Annotated in this window: 11 protein-coding genes; 3 read left to right on the top strand and 8 right to left on the bottom strand. The window is 74.0% G+C overall.

What is annotated here, in order from left to right:
* Positions 1-690, top strand: a 690-nt coding sequence (locus ABD350_RS27095; protein WP_344351050.1) for an SbcC/MukB-like Walker B domain-containing protein, incomplete at its 5' end; no start/stop codon positions are given.
* A gap of 131 nt (positions 691-821) precedes the next feature.
* Here ABD350_RS27095 and ABD350_RS27100 read toward each other — a convergent pair.
* Genes ABD350_RS27100 through ABD350_RS27110 form a run of 3 tightly spaced genes read right to left on the bottom strand, consistent with a single transcriptional unit; the run spans position 822 to position 2850 of the window.
* Entirely contained in the window at positions 822-1724 is a 903-nt protein-coding gene (locus ABD350_RS27100; RefSeq protein ID WP_344351052.1) for an aminoglycoside phosphotransferase family protein, read from the bottom strand.
* Positions 1725-1758: 34 nt separating this feature from the next.
* On the bottom strand, positions 1759-2403 hold the full coding sequence (locus ABD350_RS27105; protein ID WP_344351054.1) for an SMI1/KNR4 family protein: 645 nt from the start codon (positions 2401-2403) through the stop codon (positions 1759-1761).
* Positions 2404-2850 (bottom strand): Lrp/AsnC family transcriptional regulator, encoded by a 447-nt coding sequence (locus ABD350_RS27110; RefSeq protein ID WP_344351055.1) that lies wholly within the window; start codon positions 2848-2850, stop codon positions 2404-2406.
* 95 nt (positions 2851-2945) lie between these two features.
* Between ABD350_RS27110 and ABD350_RS27115 the strand changes: the two genes are divergently transcribed.
* A complete protein-coding gene (locus ABD350_RS27115; protein ID WP_344351057.1) occupies positions 2946-3422 on the top strand; it encodes a rhodanese-like domain-containing protein in 477 nt (158 codons plus the stop codon).
* Between the two features lie 19 nt (positions 3423-3441).
* Here the strand turns inward: ABD350_RS27115 and ABD350_RS27120 are convergent, their stop codons facing one another.
* The 3 genes from ABD350_RS27120 to ABD350_RS27130 are packed head-to-tail and all read right to left on the bottom strand — an operon-like array spanning position 3442 to position 6325.
* Positions 3442-4683, bottom strand: coding sequence for a cytochrome P450 (locus ABD350_RS27120; RefSeq protein WP_344351059.1), 1242 nt, complete (start codon positions 4681-4683; stop codon positions 3442-3444).
* A gap of 30 nt (positions 4684-4713) precedes the next feature.
* Positions 4714-6105 (bottom strand): NAD(P)/FAD-dependent oxidoreductase, encoded by a 1392-nt coding sequence (locus ABD350_RS27125; RefSeq protein ID WP_344351061.1) that lies wholly within the window; start codon positions 6103-6105, stop codon positions 4714-4716.
* Positions 6095-6325 carry a ferredoxin gene (locus tag ABD350_RS27130; RefSeq protein ID WP_344351062.1) on the bottom strand — a complete coding sequence of 77 codons (231 nt, stop codon included), beginning with the start codon at positions 6323-6325 and terminating at the stop codon, positions 6095-6097. Before ABD350_RS27130 ends, ABD350_RS27125 begins: the two co-directional genes overlap by 11 nt.
* Positions 6326-7661: 1336 nt before the next feature.
* On the opposite strand from ABD350_RS27130, the gene ABD350_RS27135 reads away from it, so the two are divergent.
* Positions 7662-8489 (top strand): SDR family oxidoreductase, encoded by an 828-nt coding sequence (locus ABD350_RS27135; protein WP_344351064.1) that lies wholly within the window; start codon positions 7662-7664, stop codon positions 8487-8489.
* 45 nt (positions 8490-8534) lie between these two features.
* Here ABD350_RS27135 and ABD350_RS27140 read toward each other — a convergent pair whose 3' ends face one another.
* A complete protein-coding gene (locus ABD350_RS27140; protein ID WP_344351066.1) occupies positions 8535-10223 on the bottom strand; it encodes a DUF885 domain-containing protein in 1689 nt (562 codons plus the stop codon).
* Between the two features lie 162 nt (positions 10224-10385).
* Positions 10386-11837: a GNAT family N-acetyltransferase gene (locus ABD350_RS27145; RefSeq protein ID WP_344351068.1), complete on the bottom strand. Its 1452-nt coding sequence runs from the start codon at positions 11835-11837 to the stop codon at positions 10386-10388.
* Between the last annotated feature and the right edge of the window lie 110 nt (positions 11838-11947).

Consider the following 11947-nt stretch of genomic DNA (forward strand, 5'->3'; position numbering starts at 1 on the left):
CGGGCGGCGGCCGCCGCGGAACGGAGGCTGCGCGAGGCCGGCTCCGCGCGCGACGCCGCCGCCCGCTGCCGCGCGGAGCTGGACCGGCTCTCCGCGCGCGCCGCCGAGGCGGTACGCCGGCTCGGCCCGCTGCGCGCGGAGCACGACCGGGTGGCCCGGCTGGCCGCCCTCACCGCGGGCACCTCCGCCGACAACGAACGCAGGATGCGCCTGGAGTCGTACGTCCTGGCGGCCCGGCTGGAACAGGTCGCCGCAGCCGCGACCGCCCGCCTCCAGCGCATGTCGTCCGGCCGCTACACCCTCGTCCACTCCGACGACCGCACCGGGCGCGGACGCAGCGGGCTCGGCCTGCACGTGGTCGACGCCTGGACCGGACGGGAACGGGACACCGCGACCCTGTCCGGCGGCGAGACCTTCTTCGCCTCCCTGGCGCTCGCCCTCGGCCTCGCCGACGTCGTCACCGAGGAGACCGGCGGCGTCCGCCTGGACACCCTCTTCATCGACGAGGGATTCGGCAGCCTGGACGACCAGACCCTGGACGAGGTGCTGGACGTGCTGGACGGCCTGCGCGAACGCGACCGCAGCGTGGGCATCGTCAGCCACGTCGCCGACCTGCGGCGGCGGATCCACGCCCGACTGGAGGTCGTCAAGGGCCGGTCGGGCTCCTCGCTGCGGCAACGGGGCGTCTGAGCAACCGCCCCCCGGGTGCTCATGTTCTTGCGGTGCACCTTGGTGCCCGTCGGCAGGCATGGACGGTGGCCCGGCGTACCGGAAAGAGCGGCCGACCTGTACACACCGGGGAAGTAGTGCCCCAGGGCGGGTCAGTCGTCGGCGAGGGTGATGAGGAACCCGGTTTCCGCGTCCTCCCGCCGCATGCACACGCGGGGTATCGCGACGAGGGGCGACAGGGCTCGGCACCAGGCCAGCACGCGATCGGGGGACTGGCCGGGCACCATGCCCGCCAGTTCCCCGGCCCTCTCCTCCAGTACGCCGCGATCCAGGACGCCGTCGAGCACCCAGTCCACGGCGTCGAAGTCCGGGTCGCCCCACGCGGGCCGGGGATCGATCGCCACCATGCGGGCGTTCGGACCCGACAGCACGTTGGCCGGGTGCAGATCACCGTGCACGAGACGCGTGGGCCCACTGGCGGCGAGTTCGAGCGCCGCCTGCCGGGCCCGCGCCAGGGCCGCCGGAGCGAAGAGGTCCTTCCTGTTCGCCGCCGTCAGCATGCCGTCCGCCAAGTCGAACAGGAAGTCGACCCGCTGCGACAGGGGCTTCAGCACCGAGTGCTCTCCCGGAGTGTGCGCAGTGGACCGCAGCTCCCTCAGCAGGGCGGCGGCGTCCGGCAACTCCCAGGGGAGCTTCCTCAGGGGGACGCCGGGCCGCACGTCCTTGAGCAGCAGGGCCCCGACGGTGAGGTCCTGTGCCAGCAGAGTGACAACCGACGGCGTTCCCGCCCAGGCCCGCAAGGCCTCGGCCTCCTCGCCGGCGATCGTGTGCTCCGGCGTGAGTTTCAGCCATACCGGGGCACCCGTCTCGCGCTCCGAGCAGCGGAACACCCGTGAAGTGCCACCCCCGCCCGCCGCCAGGACCTCCAGATTCCAGCGGGCGGCCAGTTCGCCCACGAGACCGGGCAACGCCTCACACCAGGAGAGCACCCCGGGTCCGAACCGGACGACCAGCCGGTCCCGGATGTCCGGTGTGACGTAGGCCAGGTCCCTCAACGCGCCCTCCGAAGTCGGTCGATGCCGCCCAAGACTACGGTTCGGATACGACCCGACGGGCAGCCTCGTCCAGGGAACCGTCCAGCCACACGAGCCGGCCGTCCAACAGGCCCGGCGTCCCCTCGGTGGCGAGCGCCGGGTTCTCCAGGCTGTCCGCGATCTCTTCGAGGAAGGTCACCACGGAGTGCTGCGGCTCGGTGCCGTCCGGCAGGAGGTACTCGTACTTCGACCAGTGCCACATCAGCCCCGACCCGCTGTCGAGATACGTGCCCAGGACGGTGTCGTGCTCGCCGCAGGAGAAGACGGGGATCCACGGCCGCCGCCACACGACGATGCCGTCCTCACCCGGATCTCCGGGCGCCGGATACCTCCGCTCCTTCTCCGCCTGGAGCCGCATCTTGCCCCGGTACACCTCCACGACGTCGTCCAGACGCATCAGAGAGCGATTGCCGAGCCAGAACCCGCTGCCGCCGACGTCGCCGCCCGAGACGAGCCCCCACAGCGTCCGCAGCTCCACCGGAACGGCGAACCCCAGCGCCGCCTCCACGGCCGCGATCTCCTCCGCGCCCGCGCCCGGCCCGACAGCCGCGCGGGAGACGGGCGCGTGCTCGCCCAGCCATGCCTCGATCCGCCGCCACGCGTCCCCGACCTGCCGCGCCGCTATCTCCTCCGTCCCCACCTAGCGGCCCAGGGGACGGCGCGGCAAGGGCGAGGAGTACACCACGCTGGTGGTCACCGAGCCCAGCGCGCCGATCCTCCCGGAGACCTCCTCCAGGTGGGACATCGACCGTGCGGCGACCTTGATGACGAAGCAGTCGTCGCCCGTGACGTGGTGCGCCTCCAGGATCTCGGGAGTCGCCGCGACCAGGTCGTGAAAGGGCTTGTAATTGCCGTTCGGATAGCGCAGACGCACGAACGCCAGGACCGGCAGGCCCAGCCGCTCGGGGTCGACCACCGCCGCGTACCCCTGGATCACGCCCGCCTCCTCCAGCCGTCGGACCCGCTCGGTGACGGCGCTCGGCGACATGGACACGGCGCGCGCCAGCTCGGCGTAGCTGGAGCGTCCGTCGCGCTGGAGGACTTCGAGGATGCGCCAGTCGGTGGCGTCCGGGGAATACACGGTCATCCCGGATGGATAGCAGGGAAAACCCCGGCGGGACAAGGGCAAGCCCGTGGATCGGACCTTCAGGGCGACGGCCTGCGGACCGTAGATTTCCCGTCATGATCAACGCCGCTTCCGAGAACCCTGTCCTGCGGGTCGCCCCCGCCGCCCCGGCCGAGGCCGCCGCCTACTTCCGGGCGAGCCTCGCCTTCCACGCCGACGTCTCCGACGTGGCCGGCGCGCTCGCGGCCGACGGCGACCCCGGCTTCGTCGTCGTGGACACCCGCTCCACCGCCTCCTGGGACCAGGGCCACATCCCCGGCGCCGTCCACCTGCCGACCGCGCTCATCCCCGAGCAGGCCGAACGGCTCCTCGACCCGTCCGTGCCCGTGATCACGTACTGCTGGGGGCCCGGCTGCAACGGCGCCACCCGCGCCGCGCTCGCCCTCGCCGAACTCGGCTACCGCGTCAAGGAGATGCTCGGCGGCTTCGAGTACTGGGCGCGCGAGGGCTTCGCCTACGAGACCTGGCAGGGCCCGGCCCGCCGGGACGCCGACCCGCTGACCGCGCCCGTCGACGGCGACTGCGGCTGCTGAACACGCCCGGCCCCGGCGCTCAGCGCAGCCCGTCGAAGGCGACGTCCAGATGCCGGGGCCCGCGCAGCACGGCGTTCTCCCGGTACGGCGGCGGATCCTCCACCAGACGGGGATCGTCCAGCCGCCGGGCCAGCTCGGACAGCGCGATCTGCGTCTCCAGACGGGCCAGCGGGGCGCCGAAACAACTGTGGATGCCGCTGCCGAAACCGAGATGCTGGATGTCCCCGCGGTCCGGGTCGAACCGGTCGGGGTCCTCGAACCGCTCCGGGTCCCGGTTGCCCGCGGCCAGCATCAGCCAGATCCGTGAACCCTTCGGGATGGTGACCCCGCGCACCTCGATGTCGGTGATGCAGGTGCGCTGCGGCACGAGCTGCACCGGCGGTTCGTAGCGCAGCAGTTCCTCCACGATGTCCACCGACAGCCCCGGGTCCCGGCGCAGCCGTCCGAGGACCTCCGGATGGCGCAGCAGGGTCAGCATGCCGTTGGTGATCAGGTTGACCGTCGTCTCGTGCCCGGCGATCAGCAGCAGCACCGAGGTGCTGAGCACCTCCATCATCGTCATCGAGCCGTCCGGGCCCCGGCTGTTGACCAGGTCGGACAACAGATCGTCGCGGGGCTCCTTGACCCGCTCCTCGACCAGCCCGGACAGATACATGCCGAGCCGCATCCGCGCCTCCCGCGCGGTCTTCTGATACTCCTCCGCCGCCGCGCCGCCCGGCTGTTTCTCCGGCTCCAGGCTGGCCACCAGCGGGTCCACCCAGGTCCGGAAGGTCGGCTCGTCCTCCCGGGGCACCCCGAGCAGCCGGCAGATCACCGTCACCGGGAAGGGGTAGGCGAACTGGTCGACCAGGTCGACCCGGCGGGCGTTGCCGAAACCGTCGATCAGCTCCGTGACGATCTCCCGCATCACGCCGCGCATGCCCTCGATCCGCCGCGGCCGGTGCGGCGGGCCGAACCCGGTGTTGGCGATGCGGCGCAGCCGGTCGTGCTCGGGCGGGTCCAGCCGCAGGAACGACGGCGGCAGCCCGCCCGTCTCCTCCGGCTCGCCCGGACCCTCCGCCCCGGCGGCGGCCAGGTTCCTGGCGTCGGAGCTGATCCGCGGATCGTGCAGCAACGCCTCGATGTCGTAGTACGAGCTGATGAGGTAAGGGCCGTCCTCCTCCTGGAGCACCGGTGTGCGGCGCAGCTCCGCGTACAGCGGATAGGGGTTGGCACGGTTCTTGAAATCGGTGATCTGGCGGGCCAGCGAGGCAGGCGGCATAGCGGTTCCTTGAGGCGTCGGGTCGGCGGATCAGTGCCGGGCGGGGTGGAAGACCAGCTGCTGGTCGGCCGGCGAGTAACCGCTGAGGGTCACCATCGGGCCGTGGGTCGGCAGCGACGGATCCGGGAAACCGGCCGGCACCGGCTGCCTGCCCTCCGGACGGCGGTCCATCGTCGGGAACTCCACCGGGAACGGCGCGCCCCGCTCGATCTGCCGCTGGTAGAACTCCAGCCAGCGCGCGTTGTCGAAGGTCACGGCGGCCACGATCCGGCCCTGATGGCCGTAGACCCCGACGAACCGGCGTTCGGCGAGCGAGCCCTGCGTGATCATCAGATGATCGCCCATGGGCGGCACGCCGACCGACTTGATGTTGACCCCGAACATCGACGACCAGAAGGCCGGCATCCACAGGTGCGGGCGCCGGTCGGCGCCGTCGCAGATCATGTTGTGCGCGGCCGTCTCCGCCTGCGCGACGGCGTTGCCCCAGTGCTCCAGCGACAGGAACTGGTAGCCGAACAGGGCGTGCGGGGAGCGCGCCACATCGCCCGCCACGAAGACGTCGTCCGTGACGATGCCCCGGAAGTCGAAGGCCCGGCAGCCCGCGTCACAGGCGACGCCCCGCGGCCCGGCGCCCAGCCCCGACCCGGTCAGCCACTCGGTGTTGCGCAGCGACCCCAGCGACACCACGACCACATCGGCCTCGACCACGCTCTCGTCGGACAGATGGACGGCCCGCACCCTGCCGGCCGTGTCCCCCTCCAGGGCGGTCACCGTGACATGGGTGCGCAGGTCCACGCCGTGCTCCGTGGCGAGGTCCGCCGCGACCGCGCCGACCACTCCGCCGAGCGCGCCCACCAGTGGCGCCCCCGCCCGCTCGGCCATGGTGACCGGCAGGCCCAGCTCCCGGCAGGCCGAGGCGACCTCCGAACCGGCGAACCCGGCGCCGATGACGAACACCCGCCGCGGCCCGGCCCTCAGCCGCCGGGCGAGGTCTGCCGCGTCCTGTCGGGTGCGCAGCACGCACACCCCGTCCAGCCGGGCCTCCTCCTCCTTGAACCACGGCCGGGCGCGCACCCCGGTCGCGATGAGCAGCCGGTCGTACTCCACCTCGTCGCCGTCGGCCAGCCGGACCCGCTTGGCCGCCAGATCCAGACCGGTCGCCGCGACACCCAGCCGCCACTTCGCGTCCGTCTCCCAGCGGCGCGGCAGCTCCGTGCGCAGCGGGGACGCCCTGCCCAGCAGCGCGGACTTCGACAGCGGGGGCCGGTCGTACGGCTCGTACGGCTCGTCCCCGATCAGGGTCAGGTCGCCGGCGAAGCCCTCCGCGCGCAGCGTCTCGGCCGCACGCAGGCCCGCCAGCGAGGCGCCCACGATCACGATCCGCCCCTCGCGCCTGAGCCGTTCCATGGGGTCAGCGGACATCGGACGCTCCCCGGGGCTCGCCCGCGCGGCCCGGACCGCCGGCGGTGATCGCCCGCACCGGGCACGCGGCCACGGCCCGCGCCACCCGCTCCCGCTGCTCCTCGTCCGGGCGCGGGTCGTACAGCAGCGACTCCTCGCCGTGCATGGCGAAGACATCGGGCGCGAGGAACGCGCACTGGGCGTACCCCTGGCACTTGTTGAGATCGACGACAAGCCTCATCGACGCTCCGCTCTTTCCCATGGTGAGGTCCGGGGCCCGCCACACGGCTCGCGCGGACGGGCCCGGACGGCGGTCGCCCCCGCCCGCCAGCATGCGAGCGCGGGCGGCGGACCCGCGCGCCGGGCACGCCGATCGAGTGAGCGTCCGGCGGCCTACCCGGCGCCCCGGGCCCGGACCGTCACCGCCGCCGGCAACAGCGCGAAGACGATCCCGGCCAGACCCGCGGCGCGCGGTGACCCGACGTGTTCTTCCGCATGCCCGGCCCGCCCTTCCCTGTCGGCCTCGGGGCACCAGCGGGCCACCTCCGCGCCGACCGCGCCACCGGGAGAGGACCGTCCGGCCGAGCCACCGGGAGCGGCCGACCGGCCCAGCCAGGGAGGGGGGCGTCCGGTCGGGTCACCGGGGATGACCGTCCGGCGGAGTCACGGGGAGCGGGTCGTCTGGCGGAGTCCCCGGGAGCGGCCGCCGACTCAGTCACGGGAGTGGGTCGTCCGGCCGGGTCACCAGGGGCGGGTCGTCTGGCCCAGCCACGGGGGGTGGGTCGTCTGGTGGAGTCACCCGGAGCGTTCGTCCGGCCCAGTCACCGGGAGAGGGCCGTCCAGCCGAGCCGCCGGGAGCGGCCGACCGGCCCAGCCAGGGGAGGGGAGCGTCCGGTCGGGTCACCGGGGATGGCCGTCCGGCGGAGTCACGGGGGTGGGTCGTCTGGTGGAGTCACCGGGAGCGGCCGACCGGCCCAGCCAGGGGAGGGGAGCGTCCGGTCGGGTCACCGGGGATGGCCGTCCGGCGGAGTCACGGGGAGTGGGTCGTCTGGCGGAGTCCCCGGGAGCGGCCGACCGGCCCAGTCAGGGGAGGGGGGCGTCCGGTCGAGTCACCGGGAGGGGGGCGTCTGGTCGAGTCACCGGTGGCGGTCGCCCGGCGGAGTCACCAGGAGCGGCCGCCGACTCAGTCACGGGAGTGGGTCGTCCGGCCGGGTCACCGAGCGGCCGTCCGGCCGAGTCACGGGGGGTGGGTCGTCTGGCCGGGCCACCAGGGGCGGGTCGTCTGGCCCAGCCACGGGGAGCGGGTCGTCTGGCCGGGTCACCCGGAGCGGTCGTCCGGCCCAGCCACGGGGAGTGGGGCGTCGGGCCGGGTCACCCGGAGCGGTCGCCCGGCCCGGTCACGGGGAGTGGGTCGTCCGGTCGGGTCACCCGGAGCGGTCGTCCGGCCCAGCCACGGGGAGTGGGGCGTCGGGCCGGGTCACCCGGAGCGGTCGCCCGGCCCGGTCACGGGGAGTGGGTCGTCCGGTCGGGTCGGAATTGCTCGCGCGGCGGGCGGGTTCTGCCTAAGGTGGGCGGCCGTGATCACTCCTGCCGCACTGCGCCGTGACCCCCTGCCCCTGCGCGGCCGGACCGCGCTCGTCACCGGGGCCTCCCGGCGGGCCGGGATCGGGCACGCCGTGGCCCGACGGCTGGCGGCCTACGGCGCCAGCGTGTACCTGCACCACCATGTGCCGCACGACGCCGCCATGCCCTGGGGCGCCGACAGCCCCGACGCCGTCGCCGACTCCGTACGCGAGGCGCTCGCCGATCCCGGGGCGCGGGTCGCCTCCGGCCCCGGTGACCTGGCCGACCCGGCGGAACCGGCCCGGCTGGTGCGGACCGTGACCGAGGAGTTCGGCCGCCTGGACATCCTGGTCGCCAACCACGCCCTCAGCGGCTCCGACGGCACCCTGGACGACATCGACGCCGCGATGCTGGACGCCCACTGGGCCGTGGACACCCGCTCGGTGCTGCTGCTCGTCCAGGCGTACGCCCGCTCGCGCGCCGCCCTGCCCGAGGACGCCCCCGGTGGGCGCGTGGTGCTGATGACCTCCGGCCAGGACCTCGGCGGCGGCATGCCGGGCGAGATCGCCTACGCCCTGCAGAAGGGCGCCCTCGCCTCCGTCACCCGCTCGCTGTCCACCGCCCTCGCCGACCGGGGGATCACGGTGAACGCCGTCAACCCCGGGCCGGTGGACACCGGTTACGCCACCGGCGAGCTGCACACGGCGGTGGCCGCGCGGTTCCCCGCCGGCCGCTGGGGCGCGCCCGACGACCCCGCCCGCCTCATCGCCTGGCTGGCCACCGACGAGGCGGGCTGGATCACCGGCGAGGTCGTCAACTCCGAAGGCGGCTTCCGCCGCTGACGCGGACGCCCGGGCCGGGTGGTTACGGCCGGACGGCCGGGGCGGTCACAGCCGGGACAGCTCGTCCAGGAGGTCGTCCAGGCCCAGCGAGCCCTGGGACAGCGCGGCCATGTGCCAGGCCTTCAGGTCGAACGCGGCGCCGTGCCGCGCGCTCGCCCGCTCACGGCCCAGCAGCCACGCCCGCTCGCCCAGCTTGTAGCCGATCGCCTGGCCCGGCATGGTCAGATACCGGGTCAGCTCGCTCTCCACGAAGTCCGCCGGGCGGCTGCTGTGCGCCCCGAAGAACTCCTGCGCCAGCTCGGGGGTCCAGCGCTCGCCCGGGTGGAACGGGGAGTCGGCCGGGATCTCCAGCTCCAGGTGCATACCGATGTCGATGATCACCCGGATCGCGCGCATCATCTGCGCGTCCAGATAGCCGAGGCGCTCCTCCGGGTCACCGAGATAGCCCAGTTCGTCCATCAGCCGCTCCGCGTACAGCGCCCAGCCCTCGGCGTTGGCGCTGACGATGCCGACCGTCGCCTGGTAGCGGGAGAGGCTGTCCGCGACGTGCGTCCACTGCGCGAGCTGCAGATGGTGGCCGGGCACGCCCTCGTGGTACCAGGTCGAGACCAGGTCGTAGACCGGGAAGCGGGTCAGGCCCATCGTGGGCAGCCAGGTGCGGCCGGGCCGGGAGAAGTCCTCCGACGGGCCCGTGTAGTAGGGGGCCGCCGCGCCGCCGGGCGGTGCGATGCGCGACTCCACCCGGCGCACCCGCTCGGCCAGTTCGAAGTGCGTGCCGTCCAGGTCCTCGATCGCCCGGTCCATCAGGCCCTGGAGCCAGTCGCGGACCTCGTCGACGCCCTCGATGTGCCTCCCGTGCTCGTCCAGGTGCCCGAGCGCCACCCACGGCGTCGCGGCGCCGGGCAGGATCTTCTCCGCCTCCTCGCGCATCTCGCCGAGGATCCGGTGGAACTCCGCCCAGCCGTAGGCGTACGCCTCGTCCAGGTCCAGGTCGGTGCCGTTGAAATAGCGGGCCCAGCGCGCGTACCGCTCCCGGCCGACCACGTTCGGGGCACCCTCGATCGCCGGCGCGTACACCTCGCGCAGCCAGTCCCGCAGCTCCACCACGGCACCGGTCGCCGCCCGTGCCGCCTTGTCCAGCTCCGCGCGCAGGGCCTCGGGGCCCGCGGCGGCGAAGTCCTCGAACCAGCCGCGCCCCTCGCCGGTGTCCGCCCACTCGGTCAGCTGGCCGATGAACGTGGCGGTCGGCCGCGGCGCCGCGAACAGCTTCCGGTCCAGGCCGGCCCGGAGCGAGGCACGGTAGCCCGCGAAGGCGTCCGGCACCGCGCGCAGCCGCTCGGCGATCGCCGCCCAGTCCTCCTCCGTCTCCGCCGGGGTGACCGTGAAGATCTCCCGGACCGCGTGGCCCGGCGTGTGCATGTTGCCGACCTCACGCAGGTGTTCACCCGCCTCGTGCATCGCGAGCTGGGCGGTCAGCCGCTCCCGCAGCAGCCGCCCGCAGCGCCGCTCCACGTCACTGTCGGCGCCGGGCCGCCGCTCCGCTTCGTCCAGCCTCGCGAGCGTGTCCCGGGCCAGCCGAGCAGGCGCGTCCAGGCCCGCGGGCGAGTAGTCGGGCAGTCTGCTGGAGCTCTCCCGCACACCGAGATAGGTGCCGGTGATCGGGTCGAGGGCGATGAGGTCGTCCACATAGGCGTCGGCGACCTGACGGGGCAGCGGGTTCTGGGTCTCGGACATGCGGCCCATCCTCGTACGACGGGGATCTCCGCGTCACCCGCGTACGTCGGGATTCAGCTCAGGGCGTGGCCGGGCGCCGGCGGCGGCCCGGCTTCGACGCCGAGAGGCCGGCCCCCGCCCGGATGGGCGCGTGGGGCCGGCCTCTCGGCGGTCCGGTGGCTGTCAGTCCCGGGGAGACCGGTTGGCGAGGTGGTGGCGGGCGGTGGGGTCGAGCGGGGACGGCGAGGACTGCTCAGAGGTGTCCAGGCGGGCCGTGATGACCAGGGTGCCCTCTTCGATCTGGTAGTCCAGGGGCAGGCCGAGGGCGCGCATCGCGGCGATCATGCCGGTGTTGGACGCCTTGGTCACGGCGTACACGCTCGCGCATCCGGCCTCCGCCGCCATCCCGACCAGCCGGCCGAGCAGCTCACCGCCGACGCCCCGCCGCTGCCACTCGTCCTCGACCAGCAGCGCGACCTCCGTCTCGTCGCCGTCCCACAGCAGATGCCCGAGGCCGACGATCCGGCCGGAAGTGGTCTGCGCGGCCAGGGTGCGGCCGAAGCGGGGGCTGAGCAGGTGGTGCAGATAGCGGTCCGCGTCGCCGACCGGGCCGTGGTAGCGCAGCCCCAGCGTCCGCGCCGAGCACCGCTCGTGCATCGCCCGGGCCGCGGGCAGGTCCCCGGTGTCGACCCGGCGCACCGTGATGTCGTCGCCCTCGGGCAGCGTCAGCACATCGTGCCCACGGGGGATCCGCGGTCCGAGCCGGCCGTCCAGCTCCACCAGCGCCCGGGCGCGCGCGAACTCCGTCGGGGTGAACGGCAGATACGGCCGCTCCACGGTGAGCACCCCGCCCTCGGGCGCCGGCAGCCGCATCACGGTGTCCTCCAGCACTCCCTCGGCCGGCACCGGCAGCGGGCCCGGGCCACCGCCGGCCGGCGTGCCGGGCAGCGAGCGGATCGTGCAGCGGCCCAGCAACTGCCTGAGCGCCAACGGCAGTTCGGAGGCGTCCAGCGCGGTACGGGCGGCCAGGCCCAGTACCCGGGTCGGCACGTCGACCAGATCGTGGGCGTCGGCCCGCTCGATCCACGTGGACGTGCCCCCGGCCAGCGCGACCACCCGGGTGAGGCCGGCTGCCGTCAGCGCGCCCGGCGCCCGCAGCAGGAACTCGTCCACCGTGCCGTCGGCCAGCGGGTGGGTCTGGAGGCTGAGGATGTCCACCCGGTGCCCGGCGAGCGCTGTGCACAGGGCGGCCAGGGACCCCGGTTCGTCCTTCACCGTGGTCCGCATCCGCCACAGCGTGCCGGGGCCGGGCAGACCGGCCGCCGGGGCGCCGGGCTGTTCCGACGGCCCGGCCGGCCGCGTCACGGCGGTCGGCCGGGCACCGGTATCGCTCACGGGCGGCGCGTGTCCGTGGCGGCGTGACCACCACACGTGGAAGCCCGCCGTCGCGGCCAGCACGATCGCCGAGATCACGAGCAGGGCCGGTCCGTCCGGACCGTGCCCGATCATGTTCGCCACCGCGTCCGCGACGGCCACCGCGGTGAACAGCGCGGCGAGTTCGACGACGTCCCGCCGCCAGTGGTGCACGGGCCGTCCGTGCCGGGCCCGGGTCACATCAGGCATCTCTGGAGTCATGCGGCCACTGTGCAGGAGGGGTGTTGCGCGATCACGAACTGATTGTGTCCGATGGGTAAAGCATGCTCCGTCCCTTTTGTTGGGTTTTCTACGGCCGACCGGTCGCCCTC

It is taken from the genome of Streptomyces nogalater (assembly GCF_039532885.1).
Lineage (GTDB): Bacteria > Actinomycetota > Actinomycetes > Streptomycetales > Streptomycetaceae > Streptomyces > Streptomyces nogalater.